The following is a 19489-nucleotide window of genomic DNA, read 5'->3' as shown; positions in this document are numbered from 1 at the left end:
TTCACTCGTCTCCGTGCCCGTCCGCGCGCTCATCGGTCCTCCACTCCCAGCAGACCCGCCATGTCCCGCGGTCCGTCGGCGGGGAGGCCGGGCGTGCCGAGTGGGAAGGCGCCGGGTCTGGCGGGTGCGGGGAGCGGGCCGCCGCCGGGGGCGTGGGCAGAGCCGCGCACGTTCTTGCCGCTGGAGGCCGGGGATGCGCAGCGCGCGCGGTCGTTGAGCGGGGGTGCTGCGCCGGTCCGGAGGCCGTCGCGGTAGCGGGTTCCGCCGTATCCGGAAGTGCAGGGCAGCGGGTCGAAGAAGGTGAGGGACATGCCGAACGAGGCGCCCTTCCTGGTGATGGCCGTGGAGCCGGCAGCGGCGGCCTGAGGCAGCTTGACGAGCAGTTCTTCGATGCCGCGCTGCCGGGTGACGGCCAGTTCCGCGGTGGTGGTGAGGTTGGCGAGGAGCACGCTGAGGCCGGGGTCGAGGTCGCGGAGCAGCCCGGTGGTCTGGGTGGCGGCGCCGGGTGTGGCGGCGATGAGCCGGCGCAGATCGGGGTCGGACTTCTTCAGCCGGCCCATGAGTTCCCTGGCCCCGGTCGCGAACTCCCGCAGTGCGGCGCCCTCTTCGCGCTGGGTGCGCAGGACGGTCTCGCCGTCCACGATGAGCCCGGTGGTCTCGGGCGCAGCCGCGTCGGCCGCCTCCAGGAACTCGCTGCCGGTGTCGAGCAGCACCTCCAGGTCGTCGCCGCGTCCCTCGAACGTGGTGCCGAGTTCGTCGACGACGGTGCGCAGCGATTTCAGGGGCACGGAGGAGACGAGGCCGTCGATGCTCGTAAGGACCTTGGTGGGGGGCGCGGGCAGGCCGGTTTCGGGCTGCTTGATGACGGAGCCTTCGTGCAGGAAGGGACCTTCCGCCGTACCGGGGCGCAGGTCGATGTACTGCTCGCCGACGGCGGAGAGGTTGGCGACAACGGCCTTGAGGTCGGTGGGGATTCTCGGTGCCGACTTCTTGATCCTCAGTTCGGCCTCGACGCCGCCGTCGGTCAGCTCGATGGGGCCTACGCGGCCGACGGAGACACCCCGGTAGGTGACGTTGGAGTGCTCGAACAGGCCGCCCGTACGGGAGAGTTCGACGCGTACGGTGTAGTGGTCGCGGTAGCCGAAGTAGTGGCCGATGTCGGCGTAGCGCACTCCGATGACGCCGAGGACGACGACGGCGAGCGCGAAGAACGCGATGTTCTTGAGGACCGTGGCACGGGTGAGCATCAGCGCCCACCTCCGGCCGTTCCGGGTGGGGTGGTGACCGCGGGCAGCGGCAGCGCGGCGACCTCTCCTGTGGGGGTGCCCGCCGCGGGTGCGCCCGGGTCCTGCGGGATGGGCTCTTCCTTGAGCGGCGGGGTGAGCGTCGTCCCGGGTTGCGCCGCGAGGTTCAGATACACGTTCAGGTAGTCGCCCTTGACACCGTTCAGCACCTCGTCGGTGAACGGGTAGGTGAACAGCACCTGGAGGGAGTCGGGCAGGTCCTGGCCCGAGTCGGCGAGCCGCTGGAGCACGGGGCCCATGGCCTTGAGGTCGGCGACGATGTCGTCCTTGCTGGCGTTGACGGTGCTGACCGCGACTCCGGAGAGGGTGTCGAGGGACCTGAGCATCGTCATGAGCTGGCCGCGCTGGTCCTCCAGGGTGGTCAGCCCCGGGCTGACGTCCGTCAGTACGGTGCCGATGCTCTTCTTGCGTGCCGAGAGGGTGGCGGAGAGGCGGTTGACGCCGTCGAGTGCCCGGGTGATGTCGCCCTTGTGCGCGTCGAGGCTGCCCACCAGCTTGTTGACGCGGCGGAGCATGGACCTGACCTCCGGTTCGTTGCCGTCGAGTGCCTTGTTCAGCTCGCGGGTGACGGTCTTGAGCTGGCTGACGCCGCCGCCGTTGAGGAGCAGCGAGAGTGCGCCGAGCACTTCTTCGACCTCGGGGTTGCGGTTGGTGCGCGAGAGCGGGATGTGGGTGCTGGCCCCCGCGGGATGCGCGGCGGGCTCGATGTCCTGGCTACCGGACCCGGCTTCGGGGTCGGCGCCGCCCTGGGTGCCCCCGCCCTTGGGCGGCGGGAGGATCTGGACGTACTTCTCTCCGAGCAGGCTGGACTGTTCGATGCGCGCGTACGGGTGCGGGGGCAGCCGCACATCGCCGTTGACCCGCATCGTGACCTTCGCCGTCCAGCCGTCGTCCGCCAGCGCGATCTTGCTGATCTTGCCGACGGAGACATCGTTGATCTTCACGGAGGACTGCGGAACGAGGCTGAGCACATCCTTGAACTCCGCCGTCACCGTGTAAGGGCGGTCGCCGAGGTCGGCGCCGCCCGGCAGCGGAAGGTCCTCCAGGCCCGAGAAGCGCGGCAGTCCGATGCCGCCTCCGATGCCGCCGCTCACCAGGGTGAAGCCGAGCAGGAGCGCGAGGGCGCCCGCCGTGAGGCCCGTGGCGGCGCGGGTCTTCCGGTTGCTGCGGGCCGGGCCTGCCGGTCCTGGCTCGGTCATCGGGCCGCCCCCTTACGGCTGTTGGGTCCGTCCCCACCGGGTGAGCCGCCGCCGTCCGATGGCCCGTCACCGTCGGGTGAGCCGTATACCGGGCCGACGGCGGGAAGCGGTACGGCGGGCAGTGCCTCGCGGCGTCCGGGGTCGACGGGGACGAGTCCCGCGGTTCCTGAGGCGGCGCCGGCCGAGGGTGCCAGGGGGCCGCCCATGCTCAGCTCGTTGATGTTGGCGCGGTTGTCGATGGTGCCCTGTCGCGGGTTGTACGCCTTGAGGAAGTTGCCCGCGGCCAGGGGCGCGGTGTCCAGCGCTTCGGCGAGCGAACGGCGCTGGTCCACGAGGATCCGGGTGAGCGGCGCGAGCTTCTTGACGTTCTTCTTGAGGCTGCCTCTGTTGTCCTCGATGAACTTCTTCACCTTGCCCAGGGAGGTGCCGAGTTGTTCGAGTGCCTTGGCGAGGTTCTCCTTGTCGTCGGCGAGGAACGTGTTGACGTCGGCGAGCTGCCGCTCGGCCTTGCGCACCCGCTTGTCGTTGCTCTTGAGCATCGCCGTGAAGGAGCGCAGGTAGGCGACGGTGTCGAAGAAGTCGGTACTGCTGCCGTTGAGGGTCTTGGCCGCCTTGCCGAACTGTTCGATGGACTCGCCGATCGCCTTACCGTTGCCCTTCAGGTTCTTGGCCCCGGTGTCCAGGAGCCCGGACAGTGCACCTTCGGCGTTGGCACCCCCGGGACCGAGCGCGTCGCTGAGTTCGGTGATGCTCGCGTAGAGCTGGTCGACCTCCAGGGGAACGGAGTTGCGCCCCGAGGGCAGCACCGCCGCTTCGGCGAGCCGGGGGCCTCCCGTGTAGGCGGGGGTGAGCTGCACGTAGCGGTCGGAGACGAGGCTGGGTGCGATGACGACGGCGCGCGCGTTCGCGGGGATCGTGACTCCCTTGTCCACGAGCAGGGTGACCTCGACCCTCTTGCCGTGCGGCGCCACGGCGTCCACCTTGCCGACGCGTACGCCCAGTACGCGCAGGTCCGAGCCCTCGTAGACACCGACGGCGCGGTCGAACCACGCCGTGACCCGGGTGCCGTCGGAGCCGTCTGTGAGCACGGCCGCTCCCCCGGCGCCCGCGCCGAGCACGAGCGCGCCCGCGGCCATCAGCGCGACGGTCCTGAGCCTGCGGGCCCGCGGTCGCCCCGCCGTGCTTGGGGTGTGCGCTCGTCCCGTCGTGCTTGGGGTGTGCGCTCGCCTCGGCAGCCTTCTGGCGTGCGGTCGCCTCATCAGCGTCGGCCTCCCGGTTTCGGCGGCCGGCACGGGGTGTCGGACGGGGCGCTCTGCGACAGGTAGCGCTGCGGGACGAGGCCGCACAGGTAGCTGTCGAACCAGCGGCCGTTGCCGAGGGTGTTGCCGACCAGGCGGTAGTAGGGGCCCGCGACTTCCAGTGCCTTGTCGAGCCGTTCGCGGTTCTTCAGCAGAACGTCGGTGACGCGGTCCAGGGCCTCCAGGGTGGGGCCGAGCTGCTTGTCGTTGTCCTCCACGACGCCGGTGAGTTCGGTACCGAGGTCGCGGGTCCCTGTGAAGAGCTGGTGTATGGCGGTGCGCCGCTTGCGGATCTCCCCGAGCAGCAGGTTCCCGTCGGCGAGCAGAGCCGCGAAGTCGGCGCGCTGGCCCTTGAGGGTCCTGGTCAGCTTCTTGCTGCCGCGCAGGAGTTGGGTCAGCTCGCTGTCGCGCGAGGAGATGGTGCGGGACAGGTCGGACAGTCCCTCGGCCGCGCCGCGTACGTGTGCGGGGGTGTTCTGGAAGGTGTCGGAGACGGCCTGGAAGCTCTTGGCGAGCTGCTTGGAGTCGATCTCCTCGAAGGTGCGGCCGAGCCCGGTGAACGCCTGCGTCACGTCGTACGGCGAGGTGGTGCGGCTCGCCGGGATGCGCTGTCCGGGGTTCTGGCGGCCGGTGCCGAGGGGGTCGAGCGCGAGGAACTTCTCCCCGAGCAGTGTGCGGATGCTGATGGCGGCCGTACTGGCGTTGCCGACCCAGGTGTCCTTGACCCGGAAGGTGACCTTCACCTTGGCCCCGTCGAGCGCGACATCGGTGACCTTGCCGACCTTGACCCCGGCGACCCGGACCTCGTTGCCCGAGCGGAGCCCCGCACCCTCGGTGAAGTCGGCCGTGTACGAGGTCCCGCCGCCGATGACGGGCAGGTCGTCGGCGCGGTAGGCGACGGTACCGAGCAGCGCGAGGACGACGAGGCCGACGAGGCACACGCCGATGGGGTTGCGCTCACGCATCGGCTTGAGCCTCGGCAGGCGCGGGCGCGACCGGTTCGCACGTAACCGGTCGGGGCGCGGACCGTCCGTACGCGACCGCTCCGTACGCGATCGCTCCGGGCGCGGCGCCTTCACGTGGGGGCGCCGCGTACGGGGGCTTCCCAGGCGGGGGCGTCTCATGGCCGGCACCTCGCCTGGGTGATGCCGATACCGGTGGACGGCTTGCTGCCGTCGGACGTGCGCAGTCCGTGCACCTTCGCCTCGCACAGGTACGTGTTGAACCAGGAGCCGTAGGACGACAGCCGGGCCACCGTGCTCATCTTCTTCGGCGCGTTGCGCAGGAACGCCTCGAACTGCGGTGTGCCCTTGTCGAGTTGGCGTGAGAGCCTGCCCAGCTCCCGGATGTCCTTCTTGAGGGGTTTCCTTCCGTCGTGCAGGAGGTCGGCCGTCGTGGTGGTGAGCCCGGCCATGGCGGTGACGGCGTCACCGAGCGGTTCGCGGTCCTTGGCGAACCCGGACACCAGCTCGCGCAGGCTGCCGACGAGTTCGTTGAAGCCCTTCTCGCGGGTGTTGACCGTCTTGAGGACGGTGTTGAGGTTCGAGATGAGGGAGCCGATGACCTTGTCCTTGCCCGCGAGGGTGGTGGTGAGGGAGCTGATGTGTTCGACGAGCGAGCCGACGGTGCCGCCCTCGCCCTGGAGAACCTGGATGATCTCCCCCGCGAGCTGGTTGGTGTCCTTGGGCGAGAGCCCCTCGAACAGCGGCTTGAAGCCGTTGAACAGCTGGGTGAGGTCCAGTGCCGGTGTCGTACGCGAGAGCGGAATCGTGTCGCCGGCCCGGAGCCGGGTGCCCACGGGCCCCGTGCCGCGTGCGAGGTCCACATAGCGCTGGCCGACCATGTTGAGGTACTTCACGGAGGCGTGGGCCGTGCCGGGGAGGGCGCGGTCCTTCTCGACGGAGAAGCTGACCTCGGCGACGCGCCGGTCCACGACGGTGATCTTCTCCACCTTGCCGACCTTGACCCCGGCGATCCGTACGCTGTCGCCCTCCACCAGTCCCGTCGCGTCGCTGAACCGCGCGCGGTACGTATCGGTGTCGCCCACGCCCGCGTTGGAGATGCTGAGGGCCAGCACGGTGGTGGCCAGCGCGGTCACCAGCACGAAGACGAGGGACTTGACGAGGGGCCCGGCCAGGCTGCTGCGCTTCACTTGAGGGTCACCTCCGTACCGCGGAGTGCGGGGCCGACCAGGACGCTGCTCCAGTCGGGCAGGTCTCCAGGACGCCGGGCCGACGGCTTGCCCTTCTCCCCCACTGCGGGCCGCTCGGCGGAGCTGGACCCGTCCGGGGAGCCGGACCCGTCGGGGGAGCCGGATCCGTCGGCGGAGGCGAGCAGTTCGTTCACGAGCCGGTTCTCCTGGGGCGAGTTGGGCATCCCGACGCCGCCCGTCGCATCGGCGATGGTGGCGCCCTCGGGTGCCGCGCTCGCCGCCGCGCCCTTGGGCGCCGTACCGCCGGCGGGGCCGAGGTAGGGGACGGAGTAGCAGCGCGGCCCGCCGCCGGCCCCGTAGCGGGGGGTGTCCTTGCCGGGCACGTACTTTCCGCGCGAGGGGACGACCTTCAGGTCGACATGCAGCCCCGGCTGGTCGGTGCCCTTCCCCAGCGCCTTGTCCATGACGGGCACGAACTGGGTGAGGGTGCGGAGCGTGCAGGGGAAGGCGGGCGCGTGCTCGGCGAGGAGCTGGAGCGTGGGCCTGCTCGCCGAGGACAGCCGGATGATGTTGTCCTTGTTCGCACGCAGGAACGTGGTCATCGCGCGTGCCGTGCCCGTCGCTGCCCCGTAGGCCGTTGCCAGGTCCTTGGCCTTCTCGGCGAGGGTGCTGCTGGTGGTCGCGAAGTCGGACAGCGCGGTGAGGATGTCGGGGGACGCCTCGGCGTAGAGATTGCTGACCCGCATCAGTTCCGTGATGTCGCGGTTGAGCGCGGGCAGATGCGGGTTGAGCTTCTTCAGATAGGCGTCCAGCGTGACGAGGTTGGCGCCGAGCTTCGCACCCCTGCCCTCCAGCGCCTGCGAGACGGCGGTGAGGGTGGCCGACAACTTCTGCGGCTGCACGGCGGTCAGCGTCGGCAGCAGGTTGTCGAGCACCTGCTCCAGCTCGATGGCGTTGCGGCTGCGGTTCTGCGGGATGGTGGCGCCGGCCCGTATCGCCTGACCCGTCGTGTCCCGGGGCGGTACGAGCGCCACGAAGCGCTGGCCGAAGACGGTCGTGGGCAGCATCTGCGCGGTCACATCGGCGGGGATGCCGTCGAGTTTGCCGGGCTGGATGGCGAGCCGCAGCCGCGCGCCGCGCCCGTCGGAGCTGATCTCGCGCACCTGCCCGACGACCACGCCGCGCAGCTTCACATCGGCGTTGACGTGCATCTCGTTGCCCACCTCGGAGGTGCGCACGACGAGGTCGGCCTCGTCGGTGAACTGCTTGTCGTAGACGGCCACCGCGAGCCAGATCAGCAGCGCGGGCACCACCAGGAAGACGACTCCGGCCAGCCGCCGGCGCAGCACGGTACTCATCCGGCCACCTTCACGGTCGTCGTCGCGCCCCAGATGGCGAGGCTGAGGAAGAAGTCGGTGACGCTGATCAGCACGATCGCGTTCCGTACGGACCGGCCCACCGCGATGCCCACGCCAGCGGGACCGCCGGTGGCGCGGTAGCCGTAGTAGCAGTGGGTGAGGATCACCATGACGCTGAAGATGAGGACCTTCAGGAAGGAGAGCAGCACGTCGGTGGGCGAGAGGAACAGCGCGAAGTAGTGGTCATAGGTGCCGGCCGACTGCTGGTTGTAGAGAACGGTGATGAAGCGCGAGGACAGGTAGGAGCTGAGCAGTCCGATGCCGTAGAGCGGGATGATGCCGATGACGCCCGCGATGATGCGGGTGGTGACCAGGTACGGCATCGACCTGACGCCCATGCTGTCGAGCGCGTCGATCTCCTCGTTGATGCGCATCGCACCGAGCTGCGCGGTGAACCCGGCGCCGAGCGTGGCGGACAGTGCCAGACCGGCGACCAGGGGCGCGATCTCACGGGTGTTGAAGTAGGCGGAGATGAAGCCGGTGAACGCCTCGGTCCCGATCTGGTTGAGCGCCGCGTACCCCTGGAGGCCGACGACGGCGCCGGTGAACAGCGTCATCGCCGTCATCACCCCGACGGTGCCGCCGATGACGCCGAGCCCGCCGCTGCCGAACGCGACCTCGGCGAGCAGCCGTTGGACCTCGCGCAGATAGCGGAACAGCGTCTTGGGCACCCACAGCAGCGCGCGTACGTAGAAGAGAAGCTGGTCACCGGGCTGATCGAGCCACGCGAACAGCCGCCAGGGGCGCGGGCGCCGCCCGCCGCCCGCTTCCTTCGCGGCCCGCGGCTGCTTGCCTGACCTGCCCTGCTTGCCCGCGCCCGCACCGGCGCCGGTCCCGTCCTTGTCGAGGAGTGCCATCGCTCAGGCTCCCTTCGGGGGGACGAGCTGGAGGTAGATCGCGGTGAGGACCATGTTCACGAAGAAGAGGAGAAGGAAGGTGATGACGACGGACTGATTGACCGCGTCGCCCACCCCCTTGGGGCCGCCACGGGGGTTCAGGCCCCGGTAGGAGGCGACGATGCCCGCGATGAACCCGAAGATCAGCGCCTTGATCTCGCTGATGTACAGGTCGGGTAGCTGCGCGAGCGCGGAGAAGCTGGCGAGGTAGGCGCCGGGAGTGCCGTCCTGGAGCACGACGTTGAAGAAGTAGCCGCCGAGGGTGCCGACGACCGACACCATGCCGTTCAGCAGTACGGCGACACAGACGGTGGCCAGTACGCGCGGCACGACGAGACGCTGGATGGGCGAGACGCCCATGACCTCCATGGCGTCCAGCTCCTCGCGGATCTTGCGCGAGCCCAGGTCGGCGCAGATGGCGGAGCCGGCCGCACCCGAGATCAGCAGCGCGACGATCAGCGGGCTGGCCTGCTGGATGTTGACCAGGACGCTGGCAGCGCCCGTGAAAGACTGCGCGCTGATCTGACTCGCCAGCGAGCCCACCTGGAGCGCGACCACGGCGCCGAACGGGATCGAGACCAGCGCGGCCGGGAGGATCGTCACGCTCGCGATGAACCAGAACTGCTCGATGAACTCCCGCACTTGGAACGGTCTGCGGAAGATGGCCCGGAGCACGGCCAGCGCGAGCGCGAACAGTTTGCCGGGCTCGCGCAGGAAACCGAGGCCCCTCGCGGGGAGCTTGGCGACGGGGGCCGCCGCCCCGTTTCCGGCGTGCGGGCTGGGCGGGGTGGGCAGGCCGTGCGGGGGCGTACCGCTTGTCGGCGTGCCGCTGCCCGGCGTGCCGCCGGGCGGGTTACCGTCCTCGGCGCCCTTGCCCTCGCGGGGGATGCCGTCGGCCGCGTGCCCGCCGACCGGAGTTCCCTCGGCCGCGTGCCCGTCGGCCGGATTTCCGCCGGACGGGTCCCCGCCGGACGCCGGGGGTTCGGGCTCGGTCGTGGTCATGTGCGCTCCCCGTTGGAGGGGGTGTCCGCGGCGTTGGTGGGGGCGTCCACCGGTTCGGACGAGGTGTCGACGGCGAGGGTCGGCGCCTCGGGATCGACGGTGCCGACGTCGGCACCAGGCCCTCCGTTCCGCTGACTGGAGCGCTTCGGCAGCGGCTGCGGCATGCTCGCCTCGATCGCGCTGCGCGCGGCGGGCGGAAGCTGCCCGAGCATGCCTTTCACGCGTTCCCTGCGCCGCGCGACCGCTTTCCGTTCGGGGAGTCCCGCTGTGGGTTCGAGTTGCGGGACGAGTTCGCGTGACGTGGCATTCAGCGGCCCCGCGCCCGCCGCGCTTCCGTCCGCCTCGCGTGCGAGAGTCGCCGCGTCCTTTTCCTCCGACATTCCGATGGGCCCCGTACGACTGCCGCTGAGGAATTGCGCGACAACCGGTTCCTCGCTCGTGAGCAGCACTTCCCTCGGCCCGAACGTCACCAGATTCCGGCGGAAGAGCATGCCCATGTTGTCGGGCACGGTCGCGGCGATGTCGAGATTGTGCGTGACGATGAGCATCGTCGCGTCGATCTGCGCGTTCAGGTCTATGAGCAACTGCGAGGTGAACGCGGTGCGTACGGGATCGAGGCCCGAGTCCGGTTCGTCGCAGAGAATGATCTGCGGGTCGAGTACGAGTGCGCGCGCCAGTCCCGCACGCTTGCGCATGCCGCCGGATATCTCGCCGGGCAGCTTTCCCTCGTCGCCGACGAGGCCGACCATGTCCAGCCGCTCCATCACGATGCGGCGGATCTCTGTTTCCTTCTTCTTCGTGTGCTCCCGGAGGGGGAAGGCGATGTTGTCGAAGAGGTTCATCGAGCCGAACAGCGCGCCGTCCTGGAACATCAGCCCGAACAGCTTCCGTGCCTCGTACACGTCCCGTTCCCTGCTGTTGACCATGTCGACGCCGTCGACGGTCACGCTGCCGTGCTCGGGCTTGATCAGCCCGATCAGCGACTTGAGGAACACGGTCTTGCCCGTACCGGAAGGCCCCAGCATGACGCTGACCTCGCCCGCCGGCAGTGTGAGGGTCACGTCCTGCCAGATGTTCTTCCTGCCGAAGGACTTGGTGAGACCCTCGACGGCTACTTCGATTCCCATGACACCTCCCGGCACTGTTCTTCGGCGTTCTTCGGCTGTGAGCTTCGCCTGAATTACTTGGGCAGTTCGGGGACCTCCGGCGGAGCCGGACACTTCCCCGTGGTGGGCAAGACGTTGCACACCATCCCCTGTTCCATTTTCAGGTAGTTTCCGCTTCCCGAAATGGAGGCGGTGAAAAGCGGGTTGAGGTTTTCCCCGCCTGTCCCGCAACCGGTGAACGGAGGGATATCAAGCTTGGCCCGCAGGGTGCCACCCCCGAAAACACTGTACTCGTCCGATTTCCCTCTGAGTTCCAGGGAAATCGGTTTTGCAGTACGGCAGTTGGGCCCGACTGGAAGTGCCGTACCGTTGACTTCCACATCGTGCATGCGCAATGTCTGGCTCATATAGATGTAGGCATAATTGGGAAGATCGTTATGACGCTGCTCCGTTACGATCGTCATCGGCGAGCTGGTGAACTCGATCTTCGCGGTAACGGGCATGAAGTCGAAATCCAAGAAGGTGGCTCTAGAGTCTGGGAGATCGATTTCCCCCAGGCTTCGAAGCTGGTTGTAAGAGCTGTCCTCGGGGCCGTTCACCCATTCCTTCTGCACCGCGAGATTAGCGGTCGCCGCCCCGGCACGTGGGTCGTTGATGACCATGGCGCCCCTGAGCTTCAGGACGTTCGAGACCGCAACCGGGACCGCGCACCAGTGGATTCCGCCCATCGGGCTCACGGTTGTCGTCGAGCCCTTGGGCGGCACAGGGAACTTGGAACGGTCCATATTCCCCGTCGGCCGCTCGGACTCGCACGGCTTCGGCGGCGGCATCGCCTCCGCACCCACGTCGATCCCGGCCTCACGCCGGTCTGCGGATTCCTTCCCCTGCCCCTGCCCCTCCCCACCTTCCGAGGCCGAGGGGCGGGGGGCTTCGCCGGAGGCAGAGGGCGAGGGCGACCCCGGCCCCTCCGCGTCACCCCCCACCCTCACGATGGCCAGCCGGAGATCCTGGTCCGGCGCCGCCTTGCACACGATGCGGGGCGCCACTTCGGCGGGCAGTGTCGAGGGCCCGTCGGACGGCAGCGCCTTCGGTGCCTTGGGGTCGAGTTCGAGGGCGAGGTCTCCGGCCGTGAAGGTCACGTCACCCTCGGCGGCGACGGTGACCGGCGGCACCTCTCCCTTGTGCGCGAGCGTGAGATCGCCGGATTCCGGCACCGGTGTCGAGGGGGCCTTCAGCCCGGACCAGTCGGCGTCCGCGGAGGCATCACCCTGCGCCACCCGCACCGTGAGCGCCGCCTCCGAGGTCACGGACACCGCGCCTTCGGGCAGCACGTCGGCGAGCGCACCGCGAGGCACCTTCACTTCGGCGCTCAACTCGCCCGGCTGCAACGGCTTGTCGGGCGCTGCCGACTCCGGGAAGTTCCCCGTGAAGACGGCCTCGATCCGCGCCGTACCCTTCGGCAGCGCACAGTCGTAGGCGGCGGTCACCTTCGCCTCCTGCTCCCGAGCCTGCGACCCCGTCCCGGGTAATGCGCCAGCCAGCAGCGCGACCGCACCCACGGCGGCAAGCCGCGCGGTACGGCGTCGGGTCCTGGCGCTCGGGTTCACGGGGCTCCTCGGGGACAGGAGGGGGCGAGGGGCGCTGGGCGCCCGGGGAGGGGAGCGGTGTCCGCCCCGCCTTCTGGAGCGGCGGGGCGGACAGCGGGCAGGACGTCAGTCCTTGGTGATGGTCTGGTTGGGGTTGGTGAGGTAGGACGCGTTGAAGTTGGCGCTGTCGCCCGCGTTGATGAGGCCGAGGCAGTTGGCGCTGGTGGCCTTGAGGTTGCCGCCGTTGATGACGAGGCGGTGGGTGGAGTTGTCGTAGTAGCCGGTCATCGTGGCGGGGCCGCCGCCGCTGGCCGCGAAGGTCGCGCTGCACATGCCGCCGGTGTCGGCGATGCTGGCGGTGACGCCGGAAACGGAGCCGACGACCTGGTTCGGGTTCGTGGTGCTGACCGAGTTCGCGTTGATCTTCAGGTTGTTGGCGACGGTGACGTTGAAGTTGATGCCGGCGAGGGAGCAGCCGGTGAACTTCAGCGTGGCGATGTTGCCGATGGCGGCGCCCGCATTGCCTGAACCGGTCTTGAGCGTGCCCGTCGCGGTCGAACTGGTGCACTTCAGCGTGGCGTTGGGTACGGAGAGCGTGGGGTTCGAGGCGGTCGCCGTGAAGGCGCCGCCCGGGGCCACGGTCCAGGTGTCGGCCGTGGTGGCCGACGCGGTGGCCGCAGTGAAGCCGAGTGCCGCGGTGGCGGCGACAGCCGCGAAAGCGGCCCGCTTGGTGAATTTGCGCACGTGAGGTTCCCTCCATCGGATTGGGTATCCAGAAGAGCTGTACTCCGCACCGGGGCAGCAATTAGCACAGCCGTGACTCTTCGCACGGAACGCTGCGCCACGCCATTTTCCGTATGCCCTGCAGGGCACCTGGCAAGAATGACGTTACGCACTAGTAACGCAGCCGTGCAATACCTCTGTGCAAGGTCGGTTCGCGCACAATTCGGAGAACCGCGTTTCTTGTCACTCGCGCAGTAGGGGCAGGAAAAAATTCATCACTGAGTGCGCATAGCGGTCCGTACCAGGTGACGGGTCGCGCCGCCGGTGCCAGCGTGGTGACTCCCGCGTGTATCCCCCATCCTCCTGGTTACGGAGGGCTGCGCTCCGAGCCTCGGCTGGTTTATGGTCTGCGGTGCACGAGGCGCCGAGGCCGTACAGCACAGGCCCAGGTGTTGCCCCCGCGCGGGCCCGGGAGCCGGGATCCGCGTTCAGATCGGAGACCGCCGGCCGCGCAGGCCGCGCACACCGGACTCGTCCCCCACCCTGGCCGGTTGGCACGTTCGCCACGCCCCGAGGCCGGCAGTGGAGGGTACGTCCATGGTGCAGACAGCAGTGTCCCCCGGCCTGACCGAGGCGCCCGGCCCGCTCCCGCAGGAGTTCGCGGCCATCATGTGGCCTGAACTCCCCACCGTGGCGGAGGAGATGGTGGAGGAGATCGGCCAGGCGGTGCCGGAGTACAGACCGTTGCTGGAGGGCCCGTACAGAACTGTGTTATTGCACAGCGTCCAGCAGAACCTCACCAGCTTCGTCGAGCTGGTGGCCAATCCCGGGGCCTCCACGGCGCAGCGGGACGAGATGTGCCGCAGGCTGGGCAGGTTCGAGGCGCACGAGGGCAGGGGGCTGCACTGTCTCCAGTCGGCGATGCGCACCAGCGCACGCGTCGGGCTGCGGCGCGCGAACTCGGTCGGCACCCGCTACAGCCTCCCCGCCTCCCTCATCGTGGCGTTCGCCGACGCCGTCTTCGCGTACACGGACGTGATCGAGTCGCTGTGCCGCGAGGGCTACGTGGAGGCCAAGGGCGCGCGCGCCGACGAGTGGGAGTCCCAGCGCGGGCGGCTGCTGCGGCTGATCCTCGCCGGCTCAGCCGTGCCGCACCCCGCGGTCCCCGACCTCGCGGGGCGTATCGGCTGGGCGGTACCCGCCGAGGTGACGCTCGTGGCGCTGGCGCCCCCGGGCGAGCGAAGTCACCTGCGTATCAGGGGACTTGACGGTGACGTACTCGTCGACCTGGAGGACCAGCGGCCCCATCTGCTGGTGCCGGGGCCCGTGGACGAGGCACGGCAGGCGATGCTGGAGGCGGCGCTTGAGGGCAGGCGTGCGGTGATCGGCGCGACGGTGCCGCTGGCGGGAGCCGCCGACTCGCTGCGCTGGGCCCGGCAGACGCTGGGCCTCGCCGAGTCGGGTGTCGTCCAGGAGGCGGGGCTCATCAGGTGCGAGGAACACCTGGTCACGCTCTGGCTGTTGGGTGACCCCGCGCTGGCCGAGCGGCTGGCCACCCGGCAGCTCGCACCGCTGGCCGGGCTGACGGCGGGCCAGAAGGAGCGCCTGGTCGACACGCTCAGGACGTGGCTGACCACGCGCGGCACGGCGGCGCACATGGCGGAGCTGCTGCATCTGCACCCGCAGACGGTGCGCTACAGGATGCGGGCGCTGAAGAAGGTGCTGGGCACGCAGCTGAGCGACCCCGACCAGCGGTTCGCCACGGAGATGGCGCTGCGGGCGCTGCACCTGCGGGGGCGTGCCGCGGCCGTGGCCTCGCGTTCGGGCCCTGCGGCGACGGGCCCTGCGGCGACGCGTTCGGCCCCGCCGGCAGCGGGTTCGGGCTCCGCCGCGACGCGTTCGGGCCCTGCCGCGACGCAGCGCCCTGGCCCCGTGGCGACGCCGCTCACGGGCCATGCGGCGCCGTCGGCTTCCATGCGCCTGGCCGGGCCCTCCATGCCTCCGCCCGTACCGCCCATGCCTTCGCCCGTACCGCCCATGTCCCCGCCCGTACCGTCCGTGCCCCCGGCCGGTACGCATGCGCCGGGCCGGGAGCCGGAGATGCCCCGGGGCCACGACGGAGGCTGACCGACGGGGCCCACGGGACTGATCGGTGGTGCTGGGCTGCGGGGCTGCACGTGCGGGCAGAGGCGTTGCCTACGGTGCGGGCGCCGTGGCCTTGCCCAGGGTGAGGGTGATGGTGTTGCCGTCACCGGGGACCATGCTGTTGATGACCGGGGTGGCCAGCAGGCAGTGCTCGAACTTCGGGATCGTGTAGGTCCCGCTCAGCTTGCCGCCGCCGAAGACGCTGAACCCGTCCTCCGAGGCGAGGTCGATGACGGCGGGTGTCCTGGTCTTGCAGTGCGGCCCCACGGGCATGGGCAGCCCCGCGACCTTGAGGTTCTTCAGGCGCAGCGTCAGCCGCGAGGTGGTCTTGACGCTGCCGGCGTCCAGGTCGAGGGTGCCCGTCGTCGGCTCCTCCTCGATGAACTCGGTCGTCACCGAGACGGGGATGCCGAGCGCCTTGAACGAGCCCTGTGCGTCCGGGAGTTGGGTCTCGGCGGTGAGGGCGCCCGTGGTCATGTCGGTGGACGACTTGAGTGCGCCGGGGCCCAGCGTGAGGTCGCTCCCCGGGCCGCTCAGATGGGTGGTGCCGCTGAGCGGGTAGTCGAGGCGGACCGGTGCGGCGGCTCCCGCCTCGCCGGACCCCTCGGCCTGCGCGCTCACCGTGGTGAGCGCGAAACAGCCGAGCGTGGCCGCTATCGCCACACCGGCGCGGCCGGCGGCCCTGCGACCGCGGGTGGTTCCGGACAGCATGCGTTTCATATCAGCTCCTGAGTGTCGTGGCGGCTCTTCCACGCATGAGCGGACCCCGTGGCCAAGGGGGGCGAGGCCACGGGGTCCTGACCACGAATGTGGCCTTGGGAAATGACTCGCGAGCCATGACGCCGACGGAAAGGCGGCGCCCCGGTGAAACGAACGCTACGAGCGGGTAACCCACTGCGCAATACCCATTCCTTGATTTCCGGAACAGCCTTGTGAATGCGCGTCGTTCTTATCTGTGCCGGAGCAATGGGAAAGATTTCTTCATCGCCGGCTGAGCACGCCGCTCCCGACACGGCACGGGCCCCCTCAAACAACGATCAAGGTTGGCTGCGTCCAGGGCATTGATTTCTCCCTACGCACAAGTAAGTTGACTCTTCCGTCAGCACGCTCGGAGGCCCGCTACCCCCACGCACCACCCGCGCGCCCCCTCCCGACAACACCGGCATCCCGGAACACCCCCGGCACGTCGCAGGCACGTGGCAAATACGTGGCAGACAGGCACGTGGCAGATACGCGGCAGGACGTGGCAGGCACACGTCAGGGCATCTGGGCACGTCAGAGCACGTCAGAGCACGTCAAGGCATCCGAGCACACCCCAGGCACCACACCCGCACCTGCGAACAGGAGCCGAAATGGGCGTCAGGAAGGATCTGAGGACGGCGAAGCGGCGCGGCGACCTCGCAGCGCGCAGCCCGCTCACGGTGATCAAGGACGGCGACGTCGTACGGGAAGTGCGCGCCGAGCCGCTCGTCACCCCCGCCACCACCGGCAGCACGGCCGACATCCCGTTCGCCAACGCCGCCGAGGCCCCGGACGCCGTCGTGATGCGCCGCAAGTCCGGCGCCACCTGGCAGCCCGTGACGGCTGCCGCCTTCGCCCGTGAGGTCACCGAGGCGGCGAAGGGGCTGATCGCCGCGGGACTTGAGCCCGGGGGCCGGGTCGCGCTCATGTCCCGTACGCGCTACGAGTGGTGTGTTCTCGACTTCGCCATATGGGCGGCCGGCGGGCAGACCGTTCCGATCTACGCCACCTCGTCCACCGACCAGATCGAGTGGATCCTGCGGGACTCGGGTGCGCTGCTCCTGCTGGCCGAGACGGCGGAGAACGCCGTGACGGCGGAGCCCGCGCTCGCCGCACTCCCCCACCGCCCGCATGTGTGGCAGATCGACGCGCCGCCGGGCGAGAAGCCCGCGACGGCCCAACTCGCGGAGATAGGACGCGAGGTGGCGGACGAGGAGGTGACCAAGCGGCGCACGTCGCTCGGCCCCGACTCCGTGGCGACCCTCTGCTACACCTCCGGCACCACGGGCAAGCCGAAGGGCTGCGTCCTCACCCACGGCAATCTGCACGCCGAGGCCGCCAACACCGTGGAGCTGCTGCACCCGCTCTTCAAGGAGGTCACGGGCCAGACCGCCTCCACCCTGCTCTTCCTGCCCCTCGCGCACATACTCGGGCGCACGATCCAGATCGCCTGCCTGAAAGCGCGCATCGAGTTCGGGCACTGCCCCAGCGTCAAACCGGACGAGCTGCGGCCCGAACTGCGCTCGTACCGGCCCACGTTCATCGTCGGTGTCCCGTACCTCTTCGAGAAGATCCATGACACCGGGCGCGAAACGGCGGAGAAGATGGGCCGCGGCGCCTCCTTCGAGCGCGCCGACCGCATCGCCGTGCGCTTCGGTGAGGCGTACCTCGGCAAGTTCCTGGAGACGGGCAGGGGCCCCGGGCTCGGCCTCTACCTGGCGTGGGGCCTCTACGACCTGCTCGTGTACCGGCGCATACGCAAGGAGCTGGGCGGCAGGCTGCACTACGCGATCAGCGGCGGCTCGCCCCTGGACCGGCGGCTCAACCTCTTCTTCTACGCGGCGGGCATCGTCATCTACGAGGGCTACGGCCTGACCGAGACCACGGCGGCTGCCACCATCATTCCGCCGCTCGGGCCCCGCCCCGGCACCGTCGGACGTCCCGTACCGGGAACGGCCGTGCGCATAGCGGAAGACGGCGAGGTACTCCTCAAGGGCGGCATCGTCTTCGGCTCGTACTGGAACAACCCCGCGGCCACCGACGAGGTGCTCAGCGACGGCTGGTTCGCCACGGGCGACCTCGGGCGGCTCGACGCCGACGGCTATCTGACCATCGTCGGCCGCAAGAAGGACATCCTGATCACCAGCGGCGGCAAGAACATCTCGCCCGCACCGCTGGAGGACCGGCTGCGCAGCCGCCCGCCCGTCGCCCAGTGCATGGTCGTCGGCGACGGGCGCCGCTACGCCGCAGCGCTGGTCACCCTCGACCCCGAGGCCGTCACGCACTGGCTCTCCGTACGCAAGCGGCCCAGCGACACCACCTTCGCGGAGCTGCGCGACGACCCGGAAATGATCGCCGACGTGCAGAAGGCCGTCGACCACGCCAACGAGTCCGTTTCCGTCGCCGAGTCCATCCGCAGATTCCGCATCGTCGCGGGCGAGTTCACCGAGGAGAACGGGCTGCTCACGCCCTCGCTGAAGATCAAGCGGCGGGCCGTGGCAGCGGCCTACGGCGACGACATCGAGGCGCTGTATGCCGGATGAGCCGTATGACTATGACGTGGTCTCCGCCAACCTCGGCGTGAACCCCTCCCTCACCATCACCGCACAGGCCGAACGCGCCATGTCCCTGTGGCCCAACAAGAACGAGACCGACCCCCGCCCCCCACAGAACACCCCGTACCAACGACTGGAACCCGTCCCCCCGCGCCAACCCGCCGTACCCGCGGGGGCTTTCGCAGCGCTGCGCCTCCAGTAAGGTTCGCCGCGACCAAGGTCGTCGTGGATCAGGAGGACCCATGCACATACGTCCCAGATCGTGGCTCATTCCCGCCGTAGCGGCGGCGACCACCCTCACCGTGGCGCTGGTCGCCGTCCCAGGGGACGAGGCAACAGGCGAGACGGCAGGCAGGACGACAGGCACCGCGCAGACCGCCACCGCGGCTCAGGCCAAGGCCGTGCCCGGCAAGGCGAAGCCCGACGCGCGGGATGTCGTCCTCGCCGTGCACGGCGGTGCCGGTACCGCGCTCGCCCGGGACGAGACCAGCCCGGAGAAGGAGAAGGCGTACCGCGACGGCCTCGCGGGCGCCCTGCGCGCGGGGCAGAAGGTGCTCGACAAGGGCGGCGACAGCGTGGAGGCCGTACAGAAGGCCGTGAACGTCCTGGAGGACGACCCGCTGTTCAACGCGGGTAAGGGCGCCGTCTTCACCGCGGACGCGGGGCACGAGCTGGACGCCTCGATCATGCGCGGCTCCGACCTCAAGGCGGGCGCCGTCGCGGGCGTCAAGCACGTACGCAACCCGATCACGGCCGCCCGCCGCGTCATGGAGAAGACCAAACACGTCATGCTCGCCGGTCAGGGAGCCGACGACTTCGCACTGCAACAGGGCCTGAAGCCCGTGACGCAGGACTACTACTGGACCCAGCGGCGCTGGGACGACCTGATGAAGGCCAAGGGCAAGAAGCCCGACAAGGAAGAGGCCAAGGGCACGGTCGGCGCCGTCGCGCTGGACAGCCACAAGGACCTGGCCGCGGCGACCTCCACGGGCGGCATGACCAACAAGATGGCCGGCCGCGTCGGCGACTCGCCCGTCGTCGGCGCCGGTACGTACGCGAAGAACGGCAACGTCGCCACCAGCGCCACGGGCGACGGTGAGATCTTCATCCGGGGCGCGGCGACGGCGACGATCTCCCATCTGATGGAGTTCGGCGGCAAGGATGTCGCCAAGGCGTCCTACGAGGTGCTGGTGAAACGGCTACCGAAGCTCGGCGGCGACGGCGGCGTGATCGCGCTCGACGGCAAGGGCACGTTCGACGCACCGCACAGCAGCGAGGGCATGCTGCACGGCTACCTCACCCGGGACGGAAAGCTCGTCACCAAGATCTTCAAGGACGAGTCCCCGCCCAACATGTGACGCCAC

The 19489-nt window shown here is 69.6% G+C and carries 14 protein-coding genes and 2 pseudogenes; 4 read left to right on the top strand and 12 right to left on the bottom strand.

Translation table 11 applies throughout. From position 1 onward, the window contains the following. Window positions 1-29: 29 nt before the first annotated feature. The 11 genes from NMN56_RS37570 to NMN56_RS37520 form a co-directional block, all read right to left on the bottom strand. Window positions 30-1247 carry an MlaD family protein gene (locus NMN56_RS37570; RefSeq protein ID WP_274045100.1) on the bottom strand — a complete coding sequence of 406 codons (1218 nt, stop codon included), beginning with the start codon at window positions 1245-1247 and terminating at the stop codon, window positions 30-32. Beyond that, window positions 1247-2503 carry an MlaD family protein gene (locus NMN56_RS37565; protein WP_274045101.1) on the bottom strand — a complete coding sequence of 419 codons (1257 nt, stop codon included), beginning with the start codon at window positions 2501-2503 and terminating at the stop codon, window positions 1247-1249. The genes NMN56_RS37570 and NMN56_RS37565 overlap by 1 nt, the downstream gene beginning before the upstream one ends. Continuing rightward, window positions 2500-3639 carry an MCE family protein gene (locus NMN56_RS37560; RefSeq protein ID WP_274045102.1) on the bottom strand — a complete coding sequence of 380 codons (1140 nt, stop codon included), beginning with the start codon at window positions 3637-3639 and terminating at the stop codon, window positions 2500-2502. The genes NMN56_RS37565 and NMN56_RS37560 overlap by 4 nt, the downstream gene beginning before the upstream one ends. 122 nt (window positions 3640-3761) lie before the next feature. Further along, entirely contained in the window at window positions 3762-4766 is a 1005-nt protein-coding gene (locus NMN56_RS37555) for an MCE family protein (protein ID WP_274045103.1), read from the bottom strand. Between the two features lie 155 nt (window positions 4767-4921). Next, window positions 4922-5953 (bottom strand): MCE family protein, encoded by a 1032-nt coding sequence (locus NMN56_RS37550; protein ID WP_274045104.1) that lies wholly within the window; start codon window positions 5951-5953, stop codon window positions 4922-4924. Continuing rightward, window positions 5950-7311 (bottom strand): MCE family protein, encoded by a 1362-nt coding sequence (locus NMN56_RS37545; protein WP_274045105.1) that lies wholly within the window; start codon window positions 7309-7311, stop codon window positions 5950-5952. The genes NMN56_RS37550 and NMN56_RS37545 overlap by 4 nt, the downstream gene beginning before the upstream one ends. Beyond that, window positions 7308-8105, bottom strand: a complete 798-nt coding sequence (locus tag NMN56_RS37540; protein ID WP_274045268.1) for an MlaE family ABC transporter permease — start codon at window positions 8103-8105, stop codon at window positions 7308-7310. Before NMN56_RS37540 ends, NMN56_RS37545 begins: the two co-directional genes overlap by 4 nt. 126 nt (window positions 8106-8231) lie before the next feature. Beyond that, on the bottom strand, window positions 8232-9269 hold the full coding sequence (locus tag NMN56_RS37535; RefSeq protein WP_274045106.1) for an MlaE family ABC transporter permease: 1038 nt from the start codon (window positions 9267-9269) through the stop codon (window positions 8232-8234). Then, the gene (locus tag NMN56_RS37530; protein WP_274045107.1) at window positions 9266-10396 is read right to left on the bottom strand and encodes an ABC transporter ATP-binding protein; all 1131 of its coding nucleotides are present in this window, start codon (window positions 10394-10396) and stop codon (window positions 9266-9268) included. Before NMN56_RS37530 ends, NMN56_RS37535 begins: the two co-directional genes overlap by 4 nt. Before the next feature lie 53 nt (window positions 10397-10449). Then, entirely contained in the window at window positions 10450-11982 is a 1533-nt protein-coding gene (locus tag NMN56_RS37525; RefSeq protein WP_274045108.1) for a DUF6801 domain-containing protein, read from the bottom strand. Between the two features lie 105 nt (window positions 11983-12087). Further along, window positions 12088-12705, bottom strand: a complete 618-nt coding sequence (locus NMN56_RS37520) for a hypothetical protein (protein ID WP_274045109.1) — start codon at window positions 12703-12705, stop codon at window positions 12088-12090. A gap of 576 nt (window positions 12706-13281) precedes the next feature. Here NMN56_RS37520 and NMN56_RS37515 point away from each other — a divergent pair. Beyond that, window positions 13282-14490: pseudogene (locus tag NMN56_RS37515) on the top strand (PucR family transcriptional regulator); the annotation flags it as partial. Window positions 14491-14880: 390 nt separating this feature from the next. Here the strand turns inward: NMN56_RS37515 and NMN56_RS37510 are convergent. Then, on the bottom strand, window positions 14881-15549 hold the full coding sequence (locus tag NMN56_RS37510) for a hypothetical protein (protein WP_274045110.1): 669 nt from the start codon (window positions 15547-15549) through the stop codon (window positions 14881-14883). 632 nt (window positions 15550-16181) lie between these two features. Here NMN56_RS37510 and NMN56_RS37505 point away from each other — a divergent pair. The 3 genes and pseudogenes from NMN56_RS37505 (at window position 16182) to NMN56_RS37495 (ending at window position 19483) form a co-directional block, all read left to right on the top strand. Further along, window positions 16182-18113 (top strand): AMP-dependent synthetase/ligase, encoded by a 1932-nt coding sequence (locus NMN56_RS37505; protein WP_274045111.1) that lies wholly within the window; start codon window positions 16182-16184, stop codon window positions 18111-18113. A gap of 7 nt (window positions 18114-18120) precedes the next feature. Beyond that, window positions 18121-18327, top strand: a pseudogene (locus NMN56_RS37500) (cholesterol oxidase); the annotation flags it as partial. Between the two features lie 40 nt (window positions 18328-18367). Continuing rightward, window positions 18368-19483 (top strand): isoaspartyl peptidase/L-asparaginase family protein, encoded by a 1116-nt coding sequence (locus NMN56_RS37495; RefSeq protein ID WP_274045112.1) that lies wholly within the window; start codon window positions 18368-18370, stop codon window positions 19481-19483. Window positions 19484-19489: the final 6 nt, after the last annotated feature.

This window comes from Streptomyces iconiensis, assembly GCF_028657195.3.
Classification (GTDB): domain Bacteria; phylum Actinomycetota; class Actinomycetes; order Streptomycetales; family Streptomycetaceae; genus Streptomyces; species Streptomyces iconiensis.
This window is presented reverse-complemented; position numbering and strand designations above follow the sequence as displayed.

What these genes read in the sequence shown, in the direction of transcription:
- NMN56_RS37565 (WP_274045101.1), bottom strand. Translation starts at nt 2,503, where the DNA reads ATGACCGAGCCAGGACCGGCAGGCCCGGCCCGCAGCAACCGGAAGACC.
- NMN56_RS37510 (WP_274045110.1), bottom strand. Translation starts at nt 15,549, where the DNA reads ATGAAACGCATGCTGTCCGGAACCACCCGCGGTCGCAGGGCCGCCGGC.
- NMN56_RS37560 (WP_274045102.1), bottom strand. Translation starts at nt 3,639, where the DNA reads ATGGCCGCGGGCGCGCTCGTGCTCGGCGCGGGCGCCGGGGGAGCGGCC.
- NMN56_RS37505 (WP_274045111.1), top strand. Translation starts at nt 16,182, where the DNA reads ATGGGCGTCAGGAAGGATCTGAGGACGGCGAAGCGGCGCGGCGACCTC.
- NMN56_RS37570 (WP_274045100.1), bottom strand. Translation starts at nt 1,247, where the DNA reads ATGCTCACCCGTGCCACGGTCCTCAAGAACATCGCGTTCTTCGCGCTC.
- NMN56_RS37535 (WP_274045106.1), bottom strand. Translation starts at nt 9,269, where the DNA reads ATGACCACGACCGAGCCCGAACCCCCGGCGTCCGGCGGGGACCCGTCC.
- NMN56_RS37530 (WP_274045107.1), bottom strand. Translation starts at nt 10,396, where the DNA reads ATGGGAATCGAAGTAGCCGTCGAGGGTCTCACCAAGTCCTTCGGCAGG.
- NMN56_RS37545 (WP_274045105.1), bottom strand. Translation starts at nt 7,311, where the DNA reads ATGAGTACCGTGCTGCGCCGGCGGCTGGCCGGAGTCGTCTTCCTGGTG.
- NMN56_RS37555 (WP_274045103.1), bottom strand. Translation starts at nt 4,766, where the DNA reads ATGCGTGAGCGCAACCCCATCGGCGTGTGCCTCGTCGGCCTCGTCGTC.
- NMN56_RS37495 (WP_274045112.1), top strand. Translation starts at nt 18,368, where the DNA reads ATGCACATACGTCCCAGATCGTGGCTCATTCCCGCCGTAGCGGCGGCG.